Origin of the sequence: Thiohalorhabdus sp. Cl-TMA (assembly GCF_041821045.1) — a bacterium.
GTDB classification, from domain to species: Bacteria; Pseudomonadota; Gammaproteobacteria; order Thiohalorhabdales; family Thiohalorhabdaceae; genus Thiohalorhabdus; species Thiohalorhabdus methylotropha.
This window is the reverse complement of sequence record NZ_JBGUAW010000003.1, coordinates 327710-348146: the sequence shown is the minus strand read 5'-3', so window position 1 is coordinate 348146 and position 20437 is coordinate 327710. Positions and strand designations below refer to the sequence as shown.

19 protein-coding genes are annotated in these 20437 nt (G+C 67.8%); 14 read left to right on the top strand and 5 right to left on the bottom strand.

Annotated features, from left to right (window positions below; translation table 11 throughout):
- The first annotated feature begins 10 nt into the window (after positions 1-10).
- Both ACERLL_RS06020 and ACERLL_RS06015 read left to right on the top strand, forming a co-directional pair.
- The gene (locus ACERLL_RS06020; RefSeq protein ID WP_373655166.1) at positions 11-862 is read left to right on the top strand and encodes a sulfotransferase; all 852 of its coding nucleotides are present in this window, start codon (positions 11-13) and stop codon (positions 860-862) included.
- A 152-nt stretch (positions 863-1014) separates the two neighbouring features.
- The gene (locus ACERLL_RS06015) at positions 1015-1827 is read left to right on the top strand and encodes a tetratricopeptide repeat protein (protein ID WP_373655165.1); all 813 of its coding nucleotides are present in this window, start codon (positions 1015-1017) and stop codon (positions 1825-1827) included.
- A 54-nt stretch (positions 1828-1881) separates the two neighbouring features.
- Here the strand turns inward: ACERLL_RS06015 and ACERLL_RS06010 are convergent, their stop codons facing one another.
- Positions 1882-3093 carry an argininosuccinate synthase gene (locus tag ACERLL_RS06010; RefSeq protein ID WP_373655164.1) on the bottom strand — a complete coding sequence of 404 codons (1212 nt, stop codon included), beginning with the start codon at positions 3091-3093 and terminating at the stop codon, positions 1882-1884.
- A 155-nt stretch (positions 3094-3248) separates the two neighbouring features.
- Between ACERLL_RS06010 and msrB the strand changes: the two genes are divergently transcribed.
- From msrB to ACERLL_RS05985, 5 genes are all read left to right on the top strand, one after another.
- Positions 3249-3647 carry a peptide-methionine (R)-S-oxide reductase MsrB gene (msrB, locus tag ACERLL_RS06005; RefSeq protein ID WP_373655163.1) on the top strand — a complete coding sequence of 133 codons (399 nt, stop codon included), beginning with the start codon at positions 3249-3251 and terminating at the stop codon, positions 3645-3647.
- Between the two features lie 66 nt (positions 3648-3713).
- A complete protein-coding gene (locus ACERLL_RS06000) occupies positions 3714-4028 on the top strand; it encodes a BolA family protein (RefSeq protein WP_373655162.1) in 315 nt (104 codons plus the stop codon).
- 8 nt (positions 4029-4036) lie between these two features.
- Entirely contained in the window at positions 4037-4921 is an 885-nt protein-coding gene (locus ACERLL_RS05995; RefSeq protein WP_373655161.1) for an ADP-ribosylglycohydrolase family protein, read from the top strand.
- A 51-nt stretch (positions 4922-4972) separates the two neighbouring features.
- Positions 4973-5401 (top strand): JDVT-CTERM system glutamic-type intramembrane protease MrtJ, encoded by a 429-nt coding sequence (gene mrtJ, locus ACERLL_RS05990; protein ID WP_373655160.1) that lies wholly within the window; start codon positions 4973-4975, stop codon positions 5399-5401.
- A 229-nt stretch (positions 5402-5630) separates the two neighbouring features.
- A complete protein-coding gene (locus ACERLL_RS05985; RefSeq protein WP_373655159.1) occupies positions 5631-6308 on the top strand; it encodes a hypothetical protein in 678 nt (225 codons plus the stop codon).
- A gap of 92 nt (positions 6309-6400) precedes the next feature.
- On the opposite strand, the gene argF is transcribed toward ACERLL_RS05985, so the two are convergent.
- Both argF and ACERLL_RS05975 read right to left on the bottom strand, forming a co-directional pair.
- Entirely contained in the window at positions 6401-7303 is a 903-nt protein-coding gene (argF, locus tag ACERLL_RS05980) for an ornithine carbamoyltransferase (RefSeq protein ID WP_373655158.1), read from the bottom strand.
- The gene (locus ACERLL_RS05975) at positions 7300-8466 is read right to left on the bottom strand and encodes an aspartate aminotransferase family protein (RefSeq protein ID WP_373655157.1); all 1167 of its coding nucleotides are present in this window, start codon (positions 8464-8466) and stop codon (positions 7300-7302) included. The genes argF and ACERLL_RS05975 overlap by 4 nt, the downstream gene beginning before the upstream one ends.
- Before the next feature lie 206 nt (positions 8467-8672).
- On the opposite strand from ACERLL_RS05975, the gene ACERLL_RS05970 reads away from it, so the two are divergent.
- The 7 genes from ACERLL_RS05970 (at position 8673) to ACERLL_RS05940 (ending at position 18219) form a co-directional block, all read left to right on the top strand.
- Complete coding sequence (locus ACERLL_RS05970; RefSeq protein ID WP_373655156.1) at positions 8673-9290, top strand: superoxide dismutase; 618 nt, start codon at positions 8673-8675, stop codon at positions 9288-9290.
- Positions 9291-9578: 288 nt separating this feature from the next.
- A complete protein-coding gene (gene pdhA / locus ACERLL_RS05965; protein ID WP_373655155.1) occupies positions 9579-10586 on the top strand; it encodes a pyruvate dehydrogenase (acetyl-transferring) E1 component subunit alpha in 1008 nt (335 codons plus the stop codon).
- 3 nt (positions 10587-10589) lie between these two features.
- Positions 10590-11567 (top strand): alpha-ketoacid dehydrogenase subunit beta, encoded by a 978-nt coding sequence (locus ACERLL_RS05960; protein WP_373655154.1) that lies wholly within the window; start codon positions 10590-10592, stop codon positions 11565-11567.
- A 2-nt stretch (positions 11568-11569) separates the two neighbouring features.
- Entirely contained in the window at positions 11570-14239 is a 2670-nt protein-coding gene (locus ACERLL_RS05955; RefSeq protein WP_373655153.1) for an FAD-dependent oxidoreductase, read from the top strand.
- 169 nt (positions 14240-14408) lie between these two features.
- Positions 14409-15956, top strand: a complete 1548-nt coding sequence (traF, locus tag ACERLL_RS05950) for a conjugal transfer protein TraF (RefSeq protein WP_373655152.1) — start codon at positions 14409-14411, stop codon at positions 15954-15956.
- Between the two features lie 163 nt (positions 15957-16119).
- A complete protein-coding gene (gene traF, locus ACERLL_RS05945) occupies positions 16120-17661 on the top strand; it encodes a conjugal transfer protein TraF (RefSeq protein WP_373655151.1) in 1542 nt (513 codons plus the stop codon).
- Between the two features lie 78 nt (positions 17662-17739).
- On the top strand, positions 17740-18219 hold the full coding sequence (locus ACERLL_RS05940; protein WP_373655150.1) for a peroxiredoxin: 480 nt from the start codon (positions 17740-17742) through the stop codon (positions 18217-18219).
- Between the two features lie 397 nt (positions 18220-18616).
- On the opposite strand, the gene ACERLL_RS05935 is transcribed toward ACERLL_RS05940, so the two are convergent.
- Both ACERLL_RS05935 and ACERLL_RS05930 read right to left on the bottom strand, forming a co-directional pair.
- Entirely contained in the window at positions 18617-19405 is a 789-nt protein-coding gene (locus ACERLL_RS05935; RefSeq protein ID WP_373655149.1) for an ABC transporter permease, read from the bottom strand.
- Positions 19406-20386: an ATP-binding cassette domain-containing protein gene (locus tag ACERLL_RS05930; protein ID WP_373655148.1), complete on the bottom strand. Its 981-nt coding sequence runs from the start codon at positions 20384-20386 to the stop codon at positions 19406-19408.
- Between the last annotated feature and the right edge of the window lie 51 nt (positions 20387-20437).

Below are 20437 nucleotides of genomic sequence, written 5' to 3'. Positions count from 1 at the left end.
GGAAAACGGGATGAAGGTGGTCTATATCACCGGCCTGGGGCGCAGCGGCTCCACCCTCCTGGATGTCCTGCTCAACGCCCATTCCGGCATGGTCGGCGTGGGCGAGGTCCACAAGCTGCGGAAATTCGCCCGCCTCGAGCGCAGCGGGAGGCCCGGGAGTCTGGACCGGATCGGCAACAGCTGCGCCTGCGGAGCGCCCACCGTCTGGGACTGCCCATTCTGGACCCGGGTCAACGCCGAGCTGGTATCCGCCAGCCACGGCGGGCTCGCGGCCCTGGATCTGGAGGCCCGGGACCCGGCGGACTTCCGTCGCGACAACGCGCGGCTGTTCGCGGCGGCGGGGCGGGCCTCGGGGACGGCCTACGTGGTGGACTCCTCCAAAAGGGTATCCCGGCTGCGGCGGCTCCTCGCCCACCCAGAGCTGGAGGTGGTGCCCGTCCACATCCTGCGGGATCCCAGGGGGCGCTCCAATTCCATCCGGCGGCGCAACGGCCGCCTGTTCGGGCCGGCAGTCCAATTTTCCTACCGCTCCCTGCGGCTGTTCCGGCTGCTGTTCAACCGGCCCCACTGGGTGATCCGCTACGAGCGCCTTGCCGCCAGTCCGGAGTGGGAGATGCGGCCGCTCATGGACTTCCTGGGGCTGCCCCTGGAGGACGGCCAGATCCGGAACTGGGCCGACCGGGACAACCATAACCTTGCGGGCAACCGCGTCCGCACCGCACGAGACAGCGCCATCGTCCCCGACCGCAGCTGGGAGACGGAGCTCGACCCCCTCGCCAAGGCGGGCATCGGCCTGGTGTCCGCCCCCGGACGCGCGGCCAACCGCTGGAAAGAGCGCCGCTGGCGAACCGCCCCCTCCTGAGGAGTTGTCGGAGAAAGCCGGCTCCGCCGAGTCCCAGCCGGCATCCCGGGCGTGTATGATTGGGCCACGGCGACCCCGCGGATGCCCGAGAGCCGCGCTGAAATGCGACAATCGGGTCGCCGAAAAGCGACGGCAGAACGAGGACGAACGGTATGGCCCTATGCTCGAGGATCCTGGCGGCCCTCCTTGCGGGAAGCGTGCTGGGCGGATGCGCCGCTCCTCCGTCGGCTGGCGATGGTCAGTCCGGCTCCTCCGACCAGAATAAGGAGGAGGAGGAATCGAGCCTGCTGGAGTTCATGCAGGGCTTTTCCTCCGACCGCGAGTACCTGCGGGGCGTGTACGCCCTGGAGAACGGTAATTACGGCGTGGCCACCCGGGTCTTCCAGGACCTGGCCAGCAAGGAAGAGCAGGATTCCGGGAACGGCGGCCTGTACGGCGAGGGCGGCGAGGCCCCCCAGGACAAGGACATACGCTGGCTGCGCCAGGCGGCCGCCCAGGGGGACGCGGACGCCCAGCACGATCTCGGGGTGCGCTACAAGACGGGCGAGGGGGTCGCGAAGGACAACGCCAAGGCGGCCCAGTGGTTCCGGCGCGCCGCCGAGCAGGGCAAGGCGGTCTCCCAGTTCAACCTCGGGGTCATGTACAGCAACGGGGAGGGGGTGTCCCAGGACGATGCCAAAGCGGTGCAGTGGTTCCGCATGGCCGCCGAGCAGGGCCACCCCAAGGCCCAGAGCAATCTCGGCTACATGTACAGCCAGGGGCAGGGGGTGCCGAAGGATTACGTGAAGGCGCACATGTGGTTCAACTTCGCGGCGTCCCAGGGCGTTCCCGCGGCGCGCAAGAACCGGGAGATCATCGAGAAGCGGATGGAGCGCGACGAGATCGCCCGGGCGCAGGAGATGACCCGGGACAAAGCCCAGACCATCGAGCTGAACCGCCGACTGCAGGAGCTTCGGGAAGAATAGGGGGGCGCTTTCCCTGGCCGCGCGACACACGGCCAGGGGAAACGCGGCCGGCGATCAGCCTCCCTGTACGGACTGGCCGACCCGCAGGCGCAGGGCGTTCAGCTTGATGAAGCCCTCGGCGTCCGCTTGGTCGTAGACCGTATCCTCCTCGAAGGTGGCCAGCTCGGGGTTGTAGAGGCTGCTTTCGGAGCTGCGGCCGACGACGGTAACGTTGCCCTTGTAGAGCTTGAGCCGCACGGTGCCGTGGACGTTGGTCTGGCTCTCGTCGATGGCCGCCTGTAGCATGCGCCGCTCGGGGGCCCACCAGTAGCCGTTGTAGATGAGCTCCGCGTAGCGGGGCATGAGGGTGTCCTTGAGGTGGGCGGCCTCCCGGTCCACGGTGAGCGACTCGATGGCACGGTGCGCCTCGAGAAGGATGGTACCGCCCGGGGTCTCGTAGACGCCGCGCGACTTCATGCCCACGTAGCGGTTCTCGACGATGTCCAGGCGGCCGATGCCGTTGTCCATGCCGAGCCGATTGAGCCGGGACAGGAGCGCACCCGGGGACAGCCGCTCGCCGTCGATGGCCACTGGATCGCCACCGGCGAAGTCCACCTCGATGTAGGTGGGGCGGTCGGGGGCCTCCTCGGGGGACACGGACCAGCGGTACATGGCCTCCTCCGGCTCCGCCCAGGGATCCTCCAGGACGCCCCCCTCGTAGGAAATGTGCAGCAGGTTGGCGTCCATGGAGTACGGCGAGCCGCCCCCTTCCTTCTTCCCCTCGATGGGGATGCCGTGCTGCTCGGCGTAGGCGAGCAGCTTCTCGCGGGAATTCAGGTCCCATTCCCGCCAGGGGGCGATGACGCGGATGCCGGGCTCCAGGCCGTAGTAGCCCAGCTCGAAGCGGACCTGGTCGTTACCCTTGCCGGTGGCGCCGTGGGCCACCGCGTCCGCTCCGGTATGGCGGGCAATCTCGATCTGGCGCTTGGCGATCAGGGGGCGGGCGATGGAGGTGCCGAGCAGATACTGGCCCTCGTAGACCGTATTGGCCCGGAACATGGGGAAGACGAAGTCGCGGGCGAACTCCTCGCGCAGGTCGTCGATGAAGATCTCGGAGACGCCGAGCTGCTTAGCCTTCTCCCGGGCCGGCTCCACTTCCTCGCCCTGGCCGATATCCGCCGTAAAGGTTACGACTTCGCAACCGTAGGTATCCTGGAGCCATTTCAGGATAATGGAGGTATCCAGCCCGCCGGAATAGGCGAGCACCACCTTGTTCACGTCCGCCATTCTCGAACCCTTCCTTGTTCATCGATGGCGACGGGAACCGCCGCCGAAGCGGGCAATTTTTCCACTCCCTGGGCCCACCGTCCAGAGGCGGAAAACCCGGGGCCTGTTTTAGAATCCAACGAACGGCATCCTGTTACCCCCGCGGGAGAAAGGCCATGAAGGACGCGCGCCGCAGCTCGAATATAGATTGGCGAACCCGGCTCACCCCGGAGCAGTACCGGGTCTGCCGCCAGGGCGGTACCGAGCCCCCGTTCTCCGGGGAATACGTGCATAACAAGGAACCGGGTACCTATCGCTGCATTTGCTGCGAAGCCCCGCTGTTCCATTCCGACCACAAGTTCGAATCCGGCACCGGATGGCCGAGCTTCTGGACCTCGGTTGTGGAGGAGAACATCCACACCCACACCGACCGCAGCCTGGGCATGATCCGCACCGAGGTGCGCTGCGCCAGCTGCGACGCCCATCTCGGCCATTTGTTCAACGACGGCCCGGCCCCCACGGGGCTCCGCTACTGCATCAACTCGGTCTCTCTGAACCTGGAGCAGGAGGAGTAGCCGCAAGGTCGGGCCCCGGGAAGCCGGGGCAAGGCCGTACAACCGCTATAGGAGTAAGCGCACACAATGACCGTACAAGCCACCATAGAGGACAAGCTGCGCTCCGCCTTCACCCCCGAGCACCTGGAGGTGATCAACGAGAGCTACATGCACAACGTGCCGCCCGGATCGGAATCCCATTTCAAGGTCTACATCGTTTCCGAGGCCTTCGAGGGGGAGAAGAAAGTGGCCCGGCAGCGCGCCGTGAACAAGGCGCTGTCCGAGGAGCTGGCCGGCGGCGTGCACGCGCTGTCCATGCACACCATGACCCCCGAGGAGTGGCGGGCCCAGAATCCCGAGTCCCTGCAGTCCCCCAACTGCAAGGGCGGCTTCGGCAAGTAGGCCGCGACATGGAAGCCGCGCCGGATTCCCCGATCGGGCGAGCCCGCCTGGCCCTGGAAGGACTTTCCGTGGGCGACGCCTTCGGCGAGCGGTTCTTCGCCGCGGAGCTCGCCGAGGACTTGGCGCGCGGCGGGCGCCCGCTTCCCGACGGCCCCTGGACCTGGACGGACGACACGGCCATGGCCCTGGGGATTTTCGAGGTGCTGCGCGAGGACGGGGAGATCCATCCCGACCGGCTCGCCGCCGTCTTCTCCCGCGACCACGCGGCCTCCCCCGGGCGCGGCTACGGCCCCGGCGCGAAACGCCTCCTGGAGGCCGTTGCCGAAGGCGGCGATTGGCGGGAGCTGGCCGGCGCAGCCTTCGGGGGCGCGGGCTCCATGGGTAACGGCGGCGCCATGCGGGCCGCCCCGCTGGGCGCCTTCTTCGCCGGAAGCCGGGAGGCCCTGCGGGAGCAGGCCGACCGCTCCGCACGGGTCACGCACGCCCATACCGAGGGTCGCGCCGGAGCCATCGCCGTGGCCGCCGCCGCGGCGGCGGCACGCGACCCCGAGCCGGACCTACTGGGGGCGGCCCTGGCCGCCACTCCGGAGGGCCCGCTCCGGCGCGGACTGGAGACCGCCGCGGCACTGCCCCCAGTGGCCCCCATCGGTCAGGCCGTGGCCACGCTGGGCAACGGCAGTCAGTTGCTCGCCGCCGATACCGTCCCCTTCGCCCTTTGGTGCGCCGCCCGCCACCTCGGCGATTTCACCGAGACCCTCTGGGCCACCGTCTCCGGGGGCGGCGACCGGGACACCACCTGCGCCATCGCCGGCGGCGTCGCGGCCCTGGCGGTGGGTCCGGAAGGCATTCCGGAAGCCTGGCGCAGCCGCCGGGAGGCCTTGCCCACCCCGTAGCCGCCCGGCTCCGGGGCTGCATCCGGCTCCCCCCTGGGCTATGCTCCGGGCATGCTCGGCGATCCACGTTTCCGGGCCGCCCTGGCGGCCGGGCCCCTCTTCTGGCTCCTGCTGCTGGCCGCGGGCTTTTCCCCGGCCCGCCCGGAGTGGGCTCTGGAGCGTCCCGGGCTATTCCTGAGCCTCGCCCTGCTCTATCCGGTAGCCGAGGAGGTGCTATTCCGCGGCCTCCTGCAGGAAGCGCTCGCCCGCCGCCTGCCGACGGTTCCCCGGGGGCCCTTGTCCAGCGCCAACCTGGCCACGAGCGCCGCCTTCTCCGCGCTCCATTTCCCCGGCCATCCGCCGCTCTGGGCCGCCGGCGTCTTCCTCCCCTCGCTGCTTTTCGGATACTTCAAGGACCGCTACGGGCGGCTCTCCGCCCCCATCACCCTGCACGCCACCTACAACAGCGGCTATTACCTCCTCCTGTTCCAGCCCCCTTGAAGGCGTGCCCCGGAAACATACGCCGCCGCCGGGAATCGAATTCGTATAGGCCGGTGCCCGGCGGACCGGCGTCGCCCGCCTTGGGGTACACTGGAGGCGGTCATAGGAGGGGGACCCGGGGCCGTTCTGCGCCGGGAGGCAAAAAGGTATGGGCCTTTCCCGCGGAATGGCTGTTAGTATCGCCCCCGACACACCAACCATCGACGAACCTTTCCGCAGGGAGGCCTGGATGCCTAAACCGATGCACATGCTGTTCGCCGTTTTCCTGGCCGTGGCGCTGGCCGCTCCGGCCCAGGCCGGAACCCGGATCTTCATGAAGCATGCCGAAGGCCGTTCGGAAATGCTGCTGACGGGGGACAAGGTGCGGGTGAACCCTTCGACCGATGGCTTCTACATGCTCTTCGACGCCTCCGAAGGGGATCGCCTGTTCGTGAACGGCCCCCGGAAGCAGATCGTGGAAATGCCCGCCGCGGAACCTTCCGACGAGTTCTCCGCGGCCGACATCGAACTGCGGGAAAAAGGCAGCGGCCCCGAAGTGGCCGGCTATTCCACCACCCGTTACGACGTGCACTTCAACGGGAAACGCTGCGGAAAGGTCCTGGCCTCCCCGAAGGCCCTCGCCGATGCGGGCGGAGATGACGCCGTCCGGGTGTTCGAGATGCTTTCCAGGCAGGGCAAAAGCGGCCGGCAGTCCCAGCCCAAGCCGTGCGACCGGGCCCTGGAGCACCTGGGAGAGCGATTCCGGGATATCGGCCTCGCCATGCGTACCACCAAGCCCGACGGCGGCAACAGCGAGATCCTCAAGATCAAGTCCGGTGTGGACCTCGATCCGGCGCTGTTCAAGGCCCCCGAAGGCTATGAACGCCGCTCCCTCGAGGAGGTCCTGAAAGGCCAGCAGAGCCAGTAAGCGCCGGGCTCCGCGTTCTCGAAAAAAACGGCGGCGGCCCATCGGGGCCGCCGCCGTTTTACATGCCTCCACCGGGCGGTGGCGAACAGACCCTAGCCCATCAGCAGCTCCATGAGCGCCTTCTGGGCGTGCAGCCGGTTTTCCGCTTCCTCCCAGACCACGCTCTGCGGCCCCTCCAGTACCTCGGCGTCCACTTCCTCGCCGCGGTGGGCAGGCAGGCAGTGCATGAACATTGCATCGGCCTTGGCCGCGCCCATGAGCGCGGCATCCACGCGATAGGCGCCGAAGGCCCGCTCGCGGGCTGCCCGCTCCTCCTCCTGGCCCATGCTCGCCCAGACATCGGTGGTCACGATGTCCGCGTCACGCGCCGCCTGGGCGGGGTCGCGCAGCACCTGGACGTTGGAGCCGGCCGCGGCCACCACGTCGGGCTCCGGGTCGAAGCCCTCCGGACAGGCGATCCGCAGCTCGAAATCGAGCAGCCGGGCGGCGTTGATCCAGGAGTGGGCCATGTTGTTGCCGTCGCCGATCCAGGCCACGGTGCGGCCGGCCATGGAGCCGCGCAGCTCGTACCAGGTGAACAGGTCGGTGAGCACCTGGCAGGGATGGAAGCGGTCGGTAAGGCCGTTGATCACCGGAACGTGACTGGCCGCGGCGAATTCGGTGATGCGCTCGTGGCCGAAGGTGCGGATCATGATGCCGTCCACCATGCGCGACACCACCTCCGCCGTGTCGCCGATGGGCTCGCCGCGTCCCAGCTGCATGTCGTTATGGGAGAGGAACATCCCGTAGCCGCCGAGCTGGTAGATGCCGGACTCGAAGGAGACCCGGGTGCGGGTGGAGGGCTTCTCGAAGAGCAGACCCAGGATCCTGCCCGCCAGCACGGGGTGCCCCTGTCCCGCGCGCCGCTCCTTCTTCAGCTCCCCGGCCCGGGCCAGCAACGCCTCCAGCTCCGCGGCGGAGAGATCGTCCAGGCGCAGGAAATGGCGGGGGCTCACAGGATCTCTCCCAGCAGGTAGTCCAGGCCCTCGGCGATGCGGTCGGCCTGCTCGCGGCTCAGGATCAGGGGCGGCAGCAGACGGATGACCCGCTCGGCGGTGACGTTGATCAGCAGGCCGTGGTCCAGGGCCCGCTGCACCAGCCCGCTGAGATCCGCCTCCACCTCGATGCCGATCATGAGCCCCCGGCCCCGGATCTCCCGCACCGCCTCGCGGCGGCCCACCGTCTCCCGGAGCCGGTCCTGCAGATAGGTGCCGATCTCCGCCGCCCCGGCCACCAGGTCCTCCCGCTCGATGGTGCGGAGAACGGCGCGCACCGCGGCCATGGCGAGGGGATTGCCGCCGAAGGTGGTGGCGTGCGTGCCGGGCCCGAATAGCGAGGCCGCGGACTCGGTGGCCAGCATGGCCCCCACCGGCACGCCATTGCCCAGGGCCTTGGCCACGGTCACCACGTCGGGCCGGATACCCGCGTGCTGGAAGGCGAACCAGGCGCCGGTGCGGCCCATGCCGGTCTGCACCTCGTCCAGCATGAGCAGCCAGCCGTGCTCGTCGCAGAGCCGCCGCAGGCCGGCCAGGTATTCGGGGTCGGGCGTTACTACCCCGCCCTCGCCCTGGATGGGCTCCACCAGCACCGCCACGGTGCTCTCGGAGCCCACCCGCTCCACGGCTTCCAGGTCGTTGTAGGGGATGCGCTTGAAGCCCGGGACGAGGGGCTCGAAGCCCGCCTGCACCTTGCGGTTGCCGGTGGCGGTGAGGGTGGCCAGGGTGCGGCCGTGGAAGCTGCCCTGCATGACCACGATCTCCGGGCGCTCGATCTCCCGGGCATGGCCGAAGCGGCGGGCCAGCTTGATGGCCGCCTCGTTGGCCTCGGCGCCGGAATTGGCGAAGAAGACCCGGTCCATGCCGGAGAGACGCGCAAGCTCGGTGCCCACCTCCTCCTGCAGGGGAACGCCGTACAGGTTGGAGGTGTGCACCAGCCGGTCCGCCTGCTCGCACAGCGCCCCGGTCACCGCCGGATGCGCATGGCCGAGGCCGCATACGGCGATGCCGCTCACCGCGTCCAGGTATTCGCGCCCCTCGGTATCCACCAGGGTCGCCCCGCTACCGCTCTCGAAGGCCACGGGAAGCCGTTTGTAGGTATCCATCAGGTGCGAGCTCGGCATGGGCAGAAGCTCCGGGCAAAATGGGAGAGTTTACCCTGCCTTTTCGGGCTAGCCAACACGGGCGCAAGGATTTTAACGGCCCGGCGCCATTGTCGGAAAACTCTATCCGGGTCTATAATCATCTTTTTCATCGATCCGAAAACGATTTCGACCGACCCCTTGGGGATTTACCCACTTTACGCTCAGGAAAACCAGGAGGGGCCAGAATGTCCGTTTACTCCGTCCGCGAAGAACTGAAACCGTCCGGCCTCAACGGCATCTCGGACGACCAGATCAACGATCACTGGAATCTGTACGTCGGCTACGTCAACAACGCCAATGCCCTGCACAAGGAGCTCGCCGACATGCGGGCCAACGGCCAGGGCGGCACCGCCGCGTACACCGACCGCCGGCGCCGCTTCGGCTTCGAGTACGACGGCATGGTGCTGCACGAGTACTACTTCGGCAACCTGAAGGCCGGGGTGAGCCGCAACGACGGCGGCGCCTTCAGCAAGGCCGTGGCTGAGCAGTTCGGTTCCTTCGACGCCTGGGTCGAGGACTTCAAGACCTGCGGCAAGTCCCGGGGCATCGGCTGGGCCATCGCCTACTACGACCCCGCCACCGGCCAGATCAACAACCACTTCATCCAGCACCATGAGGATGGCCACATCGCCGGCTTCGCGCCGCTCGCCATCATGGACTGCTTCGAGCACGCCTGGATGGTGGACCACGGTGCCGGCGGCCGCGGGGCCTACATCGACGCGGTGGTGGAGAATCTGAACTGGGACATCCTCGATGCCCGCACCGAGGCGGCCCAGGAAGGCAAGATCTGGAAGCGCTTCTAGGCTATGCGGCCGCTTGCCTGCCCTTATCGGCGCCCCTCACGGGGCGCCATTTTTACGAATGGGCCCGGCTTTTTTTTTCGGATATCCACCGCGAGGTGCGCTCCGGACACGCGGACCCGGAGCACCCGCCGCCCCGGACGGAGGGGCCAGGCCGCGAGGGGCGGGATCGGGCCGTGACTTGACCTGGGAAGACCTTCCGGGAATCATACGCTGCCGGCAAAAATATGCCGCCGACATTGAAACCGATCTCGCCGAACCGCATAGCCTGTATAACAGAAAGGACGTGCCATGGAAGCCGCAGACCGCAAGCGGTTGCTCCAGGAGATGGTATTCGCGCGGCGTTTCGAGGAACGCTGTGCCGAGGCATACCACCACCGGGACATCGGCGGGTTCCTGCACCTGTATCCGGGTCAGGAAGCCTGCGCCTTCGGAGTCTTGGAAAAGGCCCGCGTGGGGCATGACTATGTGATCACCGGCTACCGGGACCACGTTCATGCGCTCAAATGCGGCGCGGACCCCAAGGAGGTCATGGCGGAGCTGTACGGCAAGGAAACCGGCTCCTCCCGGGGACGCGGCGGCTCCATGCATATCTTCGATGTGCAGAACCACTTCATGGGCGGTTACGCCCTGGTGGGCGAGCCCTTCCCGCTGGCCGCCGGCCTGGCCAAGGGCGCTAAGATGAAGGGCTCCGACCAGATCGCCATCTGCTTCCTGGGCGACGGTGCCAACAACCAGGGCACCTTCCACGAGACCCTGAACATGGCCCAGCTCTGGGAGCTTCCGGTGCTGTTCGTCTGCGAGAACAACCTCTACGCCATCGGCACCTCCCTGGAACGCTCCACCCCCATGCACGATCAGTACAAGCGGGCCGAGGCCTACGCCATGGAGGCGGCCCAGGTGGACGGCCAGGACATCGACACGGTCATGGACGCCGCCGCGAAGGCCGTGGATTTCGTGCGCTCCGGCAAGGGCCCCTATTTCCTGGAGCTCATGACCTATCGGCTGCGCGGCCACTCCATGTCCGATTCCGGGCGCGGCTACCGGTCGGAGGAGGAGATCAAGCGGTGGATGGAGCGGGATCCCATCTACCTGTTCCGGGACCGGCTGGTGGAAGAAGGCGTGATCACCGCCGACGACTTCGACCGGATGGACAAGGAGGCCCGGGACCACGTGGACGACGAGGTGATCCCGTTCGCCGAGAACAGTCCCGAGCCGGATGTGAAGGACCTGACCAAGTACGTGCTCAGCGACGACGACAGCTGCGCCATGGGCCAGATCGCGGGCGGAGGGAAGTAAGCAATGGCGGAGATTTTCTACTGGGACGCCGTACGCCGGGCCCATGACGAGGAGATGGACAACGACCCCCTGGTATTCGCCATGGGCGAGGACATCGGCCTGCCCGGGGGCACCTACAAGGCCACGCAGGGGCTTTTCGACAAGTACGGCGAAGAGCGGGTGATGGACACGCCGATCTCGGAGAACAGCTACACCGGCATCGGGGTGGGCGCCTCCATGATCGGCTGCCGACCCATCGTCGAGATCATGTCGGTGAACTTCGCCCTGCTGGCCACCGACCAGATCATCAACGCCGCCGCCAAAATCCGCTACATGTCGGGCGGCCAGGTGGGCTGCCCGCTCGTGGTGCGCAGCCCCGGCGGCGTGGCCCACCAGCTCGGCGCCCAGCACTCCGGCCGCCTGGAGAAGCTGTTCGCCGGCACCTCCGGGCTGCGCGTGGTGACTCCGGCGTTCCCGGTGGACGCTTACGGCATGCTCAAGACCGCGGTGCGCTGCGACGATCCGGTGGTGATCCTGGAGCACGAGGCCATCTACAACCTCAAGGGCGAGGTGCCCGACGAGGAGTACTTTGCGCCGCTGGAGGGTGCCCGGGTGGTGCGCGAGGGCACCGACGTGACCCTCGTCGGCTACCTCATGAGCACCCACTGGAACCTGGCCGCCGCCGACAAGCTGGCGGAGCAGGGCATCTCCGCCGAGGTCATCGACCTGCGCAGCCTCAAGCCCATCGACGGCGCCACCCTGCGGGCCTCCCTGGCCAAGACCCACAAGGCGGTGATCTGCACCGAGGACGAGGCGCCGGTGGGCATGAGCGCCGAGATCATGGCCGTTCTCAACGAGGAGTGCTTCTTCGAGCTGGACGCCCCGCCCGTGCGCGTCACCGCCGAGGACGTGCCCATGCCGTATAACCACGAGCTCGAGAAAGCCGCCCTGCCCGACGCGGACAAGATCGTCACCGCCACGCAGAAACTGCTGGGACACTGAACATGGCGAGCAGCTACACCATCAAGATGCCGCAGCTCTCGGACACCATGACCGAGGGCGTACTGGTGGAATGGGAGAAACAGCCCGGGGAGCACGTCGCGCGCGGCGACGTGGTGGCCCAGGTGGAGACCGACAAGGCCATCATGGACGTGGAGGTCTTCCGCGAGGGCTACCTCTCCGGCCCCATCGCCCCCGTGGATGCCACCGTTCCCGTGGGCGACGCCCTCGGCTACCTGGTGGAATCCGAGGACGAGGTGGTCCACGAGGAGGCCGAGGGCGGGGCCCCGGCCGCCAAGCCGGAGGCCGCTCCCGCGCCGGAGGAGCAGCCGGCCGCGCCGCAACAGCCCGCCACCGAGCAGCCGGCGGCCGAGGCGCCCCAGCAAGCGGGCGGCCCCCAGGCGCCCGCGCCGCGCCCCAAGGGCAAGAAGGCCACCCCCTATTCGCGCGTCCTGGCGCGCCTGCTCAGTGTGGATCTGGAGCGTCTGGTAGGCACCGGCCCCGACGGCGAGATCACCGCCAAGGATGTGGAGGCTGCCGCGCCCGCCGGTGCCGCCGCGGGCGGCGAGCCCGCCAGCGGCGCCGTGGCGCCGCGCCGCTCCATCCCGGGCCACGAGCGCGACATGACCTCCCTGGAGCGGGCGGTGGCGCACAACATGCAGGACGCGCTCACCATGCCGCTGTTCCGGGTAAGCATGCACGCCCACCCGGAGCGCCTGCAGCAGGCCGCCAAGTCCATGGGCATCAGCTTCACCATCCTGCTGGCGCGCGCCTGCGGCGAGGCCATCAAGAAGCACCCGGCCATGAACAACGCCTACCAGTTCGGCGACAAGGTGGTGGAGCGCTCCAACGTGGACGTGGGCATCGCCGTGGAGGCGGACAAGGGCGGCCTTGTGGTTCCCGTGCTGCGCGACGTGAACAACCGCGAGCTCTCCGACCTGGCTAGCGGCTGGAAGGACCTGGTGAGCCGCGCCCGCGGCCGGCGCCTGACGCCCGCGGAATACGAGCACCCCACCTTCATGCTCTCCAACCTGGGCATGTTCGGCGTGGAGCACTTCGACGCCATCCCGGTGCCGGGGGCCAGCGGCATCCTCGCCGTGGGCGCGGTCACCGAGCAGGGCATGGGCCTGACCCTGTCCTGCGACCACCGTGTCATCAACGGCGCCGACGCCGCCCGCTACCTGGGCGACCTCAAGACGCTGATCGAGAACCCGGATTCCTGGCTGGAGGGCGGCTTCCCGCTCATCCCGGAAGGGGACTGGGACGTGGAGGTGGCAGTGATCGGCGGCGGCACCGGCGGCGAGGACGCCGCCCGCGAGCTGGCCGAGAACGGCCACTCCGTGGCCCTGATCAACGACGACGAGCTGCCCGGCGGCGAATGCCTTTGGCGTGGCTGCATCCCCTCCAAGGCGTGGCGGGCGAGCGCCAACCGGCTGCGTGACCGCGCCGGCGACAGCCAGCTCGGCGTACGGGGTACGGACCAGGGGACCCTGGACTGGAACGCCCTGGAGACGCACCGCAAGGGCGTCATGCAATCCCGCGGCGAGATGGCCTACAAGGCGGACAAGGGCCTGAAGATCGACTACCGCCAGGGCCGCGCCCGCCTCACCGGCGATCACAGCCTGGCCTACACCGACGCCGACGGCAACGAGCAGCAGCTCACCTTCGGCGCGGCCATCGTCGCCACCGGCGCCCCGCCCTTCGTGCCGCCCATCCCGGGCGCCGATAGCGAGGGGGTGGAGACCTCCAACTCCATCTGGCACCTGCCCGAGCCGCCCAAGCGCCTGGCCGTAATCGGCTGCGGTGCCATCGGCCTGGAGATGGCGCAGATCTTCCGCGACTTCGGCGCCGAGGTGACCACCTTCGAGATCGCCGACCGGGTGCTCCCCGAGGTGGAAGGCGAGGTGGCCAAGAGCCTCACCCAGATCCTGGAGGGCGAGGACCGGCTGGCCCTGAATCTGGGCGCCAAGGTGGACAAGATCGACGGTGCGGTGGGCGACATGACCGTTCACTACACCGACGCCGACGGCAAACAGGGCACCGTGCAGGTGGACCGGGTGCTGGTGGCCACCGGAAAGCGGCCGAACTTCGACGGCTTCGGCCTCGACGCCGCCGGCGTGGACACCGAGACCGGCTTTATCAAGGTGGACGACCGCTGCCGGACCAGCGTGCCGCACATCTTCGCCGTGGGCGACGTGGTGCCGGGCCTCATGCTGGCCCACACCGCCGCCACCCAGGGCCGCGTGGCCGCCGCCAACCTCCTGGGCGAGCGCGCCCGCTACGATCAGGCGCTGGACTGCGGTGTGATCTTCACCCGCCCCGAGGCCGCCTTCGCCGGCCTCACCGAGGAGCAGGCCAAGGAGGCCGGCTACGATCCGGTGGCCGCCAAGACCCTGGTGAAGATCGACGCCATGGCCATGATCGAGGGCGAGGAGGAAGGCCTGATCAAGATGGTGGTGGACAAGACCACCCACCGGATCCTGGGCGTCCACATCCTTGCCGACCACGCCGACAACCTCATCGGCGAGGCGGTGATGATGGTTTCCGGCCGGCTGACCGTGGATCAGGTGGCGGAGGCCATCCATCCCCACCCGACGCAGACCGAGATGTTCGGCGACCTGGCCCGCCGCCTGCTTTCGCGCCTCAAGCGCGCCGCCAGGAAGGCCAAGGCCTGAGCGCGGCGGGGTCCGGAACCGGACCCCGAAACCGCCCGCCCGTGGCCCCGGTCCGGTGACCGGGGCCATTTTTTTATCGGTATCCCCGGAAAAATTCGGTATATTCCCCGGTATGATCGGGGTTTTCCCCGATGAACAACGGGCTTTCCAGCAAAGGGGATCGGAAGCCATGCCTGCATCGCCGCGCAAAGACCGCGGGCGGGCACCGGGAATCCGATACGGGCGGGCCTTCCTGGCCGGGATCGTCGCCGCCTGTACCGTTCCGCCGGCGCACGCCCTGGACACCTTCTTCGTCGGGCCCCGGGCCCAGGGCATGGCCGGAGCCCTGACCGCCGCCGTGGACGACACCGACGCCCAGTACTACAACCCCGCCGCTTTCGGCTTCTTCCACCGCGACGCCAGCATCCGCTTCGACAACAACGACCTGGCCCGCAAGCTCTACGGGCACGGCGCCGACGCCGGCATCGGCCTGCGCGCCTCCGGGAAGATGGGCGAGTACCTGCACACCCTTTCGACCACGGATCTCGACGCCCTCACCAACGGCATCGATTCCCCATCGGAGGCCGAGGACCTGCTCGCCTTCACGGAGAGCCTCGGCGGCATCGACGACAAGGGCACCGGGCTGATGGTGGACAGCAACGCCGGCGCCGCGGTGCGCTTCCGGCACTTCGGGATCGGCATACGGGCGCTGGGCCAGGCCTCGGCGCAGGTGACCGAGCTCGATTCCGCCAATCTGGGCATAAGCACCGACCAGCTCGATACGGAAATCCAGAACAACGTCACCAGCGACGGCTCCAAGACCATCGACGACCTTACGGTCCTGAGCGCCGATCAGAAGGATAGCCTCGCCGCCGCCGGCTTCGCCGACCAGACCATTGTCGACCTGGATACCCTCGCCGACGAGCAGGGGCTCAGCACCGAGGACGCCGATGCGGCGGTCCAGGTCCTCGACGACGTGGCCGGCTCCTCCGGCTCCGGGACCTCCAGCACCGTCTCCGAAAACGGCACGCTGCTCACCCTCAAGGGCTTCCTGCTCACCGAGGTGCCCGTCACCTACGGCCACGCCTTCAACGACCGCTGGGCGGTGGGCGCCAACCTGAAGCTCATGCGCGGCCGGGTCTACGGCAACCATGTGCTGGTCTTCGACAGCGACGCCGGCGACGTCCTCGCCAAGACCGACGAGCGCTACGAGGAGACCAGCCGGGTGGGCGTGGACGTGGGCATCATGGCCCGCTATCCGCGGGTCAACTTCGGCCTCATGGCCCGCAACCTCAACAGCCCCACCTTCGACGGCTTCACCTACACCGACGCCAACGGCGATTCCTATTCCATCTCCGACGTGGAAGTGGAGCCCCAGGTACGCGCCGGGGTCGCCCTCATCCCCTTCCACACGGTGACCTTCGAGCTGGACTACGACCTGACCCGCAACGACACGGTGCTACGGGGCTACGACACCCAGATGCTGGCGGGCGGCATGGAATGGGACATCCTCCGGATCGTGGCGGTTCGGGCGGGCGCCTACCGGAACCTCGCCGAGCGGGACATGGGCACGGTCTACACCGGGGGGCTGGGGCTCAACCTGTGGACCGTGCGCGCCGACCTCTCCCTGGCCATGTCCGCGGAGACCACCACTGTCAAAAATCTGGACATCCCCTTTTACGGCAACCGCCTGCCCAAGGAGATGCGCGCCAGTCTGAAGGTAAGCGCCGACTTCTGATTCCTCCGCTTGCGGGGTCGGCTCCGCCCGTGCGCATCCGTCCTGTGACCCGGATCACTGCCTTGGCCCGCCCGATTTTGGTAGGGTACGGATAATCCCGCACTGGATTACGGGCAAACACAGAGCACACTACTGGCCTTCCGCACAAAGGGGACTGGAAGTCATGGACAAGAAGAGCCGCCCCCCACGCCACGCTCTTTCCCATGCGCGCGCCCTGACCGTTCTGGGCAGCGCCGCGACCCTGGCCCTGGCGGCCACTCCCGCCAGCGCGCTGGACACCTTCTTCGTCGGCGCCCGCGGCCAGGGCATGGCCGGCGCCCTGACCGCCGCCGTGGACGACACCGACGCCCAGTACTACAACCCCGCCGCTTTCGGCTTCTTCAACAAGCGGACCGAGGGCGGCTACCAGAGCGAGAACGACAACAACAACCTGGGCCGCAAGGACTTCGGGCTGGGCCTGGACGTCGGGGCCGGCGCCCGCTTCCACGGCCGGATGGCCGACCACATGGATACCCTCTCCGATGTGGACCTGGATTCCCTGTCCGACGGCATCGACAGCAAGAGCGAAGCGGAGGAGCTGCTGAATCTGACCTCCAGCCTCTCCGGCGTGGACGACCCCAACAACGCCCTGCTGGCGGACGCCAACGGCGGCTTCAGCACCCGGATCGGCCATTTCGGCCTGGGCGTCCGCGTATACGGCCAGGTCAATGCCCGCGTCACCGAGCTGGACACCCAGAACCTGGGATTCAGCGCCGACGTGACTACCGTTGTTAATGGCATAAATAACAACACATCTGGGGACAGCAACCTGGACGTTTTCACCTCCGACCAACAAAGCACCCTGGAACAGACTCTGATCAATCAGGGGGTCAGCTCGGGCGATGCCCAGTCTGCGGTCCTCGCCCTTGACGATGCAGCCAAGGACGCCGGGGTAAGCTCAAGCCAGGCCGATGAGACTGTCGACCTTCTGGATACCACCCTGGGCAATACCGGTTCGTCTTCCTCAAGCACCGACCAAAACGCCACCGAGGTCACCCTGCGCGGCTTCGCCCTGGCCGAGGTGCCGCTCAGCTACGGCTACGCCCTCAATGACCACTGGTCCGTCGGCGGCAACCTGAAGCTCATGCAGGGCCGGGTGTACGGCAACCAGGTGATCGTCTTCAACGACGATTCCGGCGACACCATCGCCAAGACCGACGAGAAGTACAACGAGAGCACCAACGTCGGCGCCGACCTGGGCATCATGGGCCGCTACGACATGTTCAATTTCGGCCTCATGGCCCGCAACCTCAACAGCCCCACCTTCGACGGCTTCCGGGACTCGGACACCGGCCAGAAATACGATTCCATCACCCTGTCGCCCCAGGTGCGCGCGGGGGTGGCCTTCATCCCCTACAACACGCTAACCCTGGAGGTGGACTACGACATCACCGCCAACGAGACCGTGTTCCAGGACTACCACACCCAATTCCTTTCCGGCGGCTTCGAGTGGGACGCCTTCCGCTTCCTCGCCCTGCGGGCCGGCGCCTACAAGAACATGGCCGAGGACGACATCGGCACGGTCTACACCGCGGGGCTGGGTCTGAACCTGTGGGCCGTCCGCGCCGACGTGGGCGCGGCCATGTCCCCGGAGACCACCACCGTGGACGGCGAGGACATTCCCAAGGAATTCCGCGCCTCCGCCGAGATCACCGTGGACTTCTGATTTGCCGCGGATTTTTCGGTAGAATCCCGGGCCCGTCCCTAGACGGGCCCTTTTTCCGTTGAGCCAGGGAGGGATCGCATGAGCGAGGAAACGGTCATCGAGGGCGCGGCCGCCCCCGATTTCGAGCTGGAGGCTACCCGCGACGGCAAGGTCCGCCTGTCGGACCTGCGCGGCAAGCTTGTAGTGCTCTATTTCTACCCCCGCGACGACACGCCGGGCTGCACCCAGGAGGGCCAGGAGTTCCGGGACCGCTACCCGCAATTCCAGGAGCTCGGCGCGGAGGTCCTGGGGATCTCCCGGGACAGCCTGGCGAGTCACGAGAAGTTCGCCGCCAAACAGGAATTCCCCTTCCCCCTGCTGGCGGACCCCGACGAGGCGGTCTGCAACGCCTACGGCGTGATGAAGGAAAAGAACATGTACGGCAAGAAGGTCTGGAGCGTGGAACGCTCCACCTTCGTCATCGACGCCGATGGGGTGATCCGCCATGCCCACCGCAAGGTGAAGGTGGACGGCCATGTGGACCAGGTGCTCGAGGAAGTGCGGGGACTGGCCGGGTAAAACCGGAGTGGTCCGGTTACCGGGGGCGCGGATGCGCCCACGAGCTCCCTTGAAGGCCCCCATTGGGGGCCTTTTGCTTTACCGGTCTCCCACTCGCCGCTACCTGCCGGTCAGCGCGCGTCTCCCGCAGGCGAGCCCTATCCGGCACACCTTCGTCCGGCGTACCAGCCTTTTCCATACGCTTCCCAGAAGCTCCTGTCGCGGCCGGAGGCCGCTCCCACAGTTGCCCTCTGCAGGCTATGATTGGCACTCCAGGCGCAGCCTCCTTTTTACCCTTCCAGAAAAGGCCTTCGGGGCTGTTTCGGGTTCTATGGGAGCGGCCTCCGGCCGCGACAGGCCGTGGCGCTCCAGACCCCTCCGGGAATGCCCTCCCCGGGGAAACCGGATTCCCCGGCGATCACACCAGCAAACGCCGTCGAAGCTGCGCCACTGCTACCTGGTAGGCACCGAACAGATACAGGACCAGCACGCCGAGGTGCAGCGGCACTTCCCGCGGCATGGCGCCGGTCAGCATGGGGCGCACCAGCTCCACCCCGTGCACCAGGGGCAGGAACTGCATCCCTGTGCGCAGCCATCCCGGGAGGGTATCGATGGGATAGAAGACCCCCGAGAACATGAACATGGGGGTAATGAAGATGGTGAAATAGTAGAGGAAGAAGTCGTAGGAGGGCGCCAGGCTGGTGACCACCATGGCCAGGGCACCGAATACCAGCCCGATGAGGAAGACCACCGGCAGGGCGGCCAGGATCTCCGGCTCCGGAGGCACCGCCCCCAGGAAGAGCGCCACCACGAACAGGGTGGTACCGCTTATGAGGCTCTTGGTGGCGCACCAGGCCACCTCGCCTGCCACCACCTCCTCCACCCGCAGGGGCGTCGCCAGCATGGCGCCGTAAGTGTCCTGGCGGGTCATCCGGGTGAAGGCGGCGTACAGCCCCTCGTAGCTGGCCGTGTTCATGGCCGTGGCGCAGAGGATTCCGGAGGCCAGATAGACCAAATAGGGGATCTCCGACATGCCGGATATGAACCGGCCCAGCCCGTAGCCCAGGCCCAGGAGGTAAAGCAGCGGCTCGCCGAAATTGCCCAGCAGCGAAGGGATGGCGAAGCGCCGCCATACCCGGAGATTGCGGGCCCACACCGCCAGGAACGGGGGGCGGGGGACGGCTACGCCGATGCTTCCCCGCTTCATTCAGGCCTCCTGCAGCTCGTGCCCCGTCAACCGGAGAAAGACATCTTCCAGGTTGGCGGGGCGGTGGAAGTGGGTGGTGCTGCCCGCGGCGTGCAGATGCTCGAGCACCGGCGCGGCGTCGTGGGTGTAGAAGTAGGCCGTATCCCCCGCCGTCACCAGCCGGTAATCCAGGGACCGCGCCAGATCCGGCAGGGACTCCTGCTCCAGGGGCACCTCCACCACCTGCGGCTCCACGTTGCGGGCCACCAGCTCCCCCGGAGCGCCCAGGTCCAGGATGCGGCCCCGGTCCATGACCACCAGCCGGTCGCACAGCCGCGCCGCCTCTTCCATGTAATGGGTGGTGAGGAGGAGGGTCCGGCCCTCGCCCTTGAGCTGGCGGAGGCGCTGCCAGGCATTGCGACGCGCCTGCGGATCCAGGCCGGTGGTGGGCTCGTCGAGGACGACGAGCTCGGGGTCGTTGATGAGCGCCCGGGCGATGGCGAGGCGCCGCTTCATGCCTCCGGAAAGGGCCTCGATGGGTGCGTGCTTGCGTTTATCCAGCTGGAAGACCGCCAGCAGCCGGTCCATGCGCTCCCGCACCTCCCGGCGGCCCACGCCGAAATACCGGCCGTAGACCTCCAGGTTGGCGGCCACGGTCAGATCGATGTCGAGATTGTCGTGCTGGGGTACGACGCCACAGCGGGCCCGAATCCGGCGAACCGCCTCCGGAACCGGCTGTCCTAGTACGGTCAGCTCCCCGGCCGTAAACGGCGACAGACCCAGGATCATGCGGATGGTGGTGCTCTTGCCCGCGCCGTTGGGCCCCAGCAGCCCGAAGCACTCGCCGCGCCGGACCTCCAGGTCGATGCCGTCCACCACGGGGGCCGCCCCGGCGAAGCGCTTGGTCAGGCCGCGCGCCCGGATGACCGTTGCCGCGGGTGGCGGGGAGGTGCCTCCCGGGGCACCCGACCGGGCTTCGAATTCGCTCCGCTTGCGCGACATGGTTAGGCGAACTCCTTGGCCTCCGGTACCATTGCATCAAGGTCCCGCAAA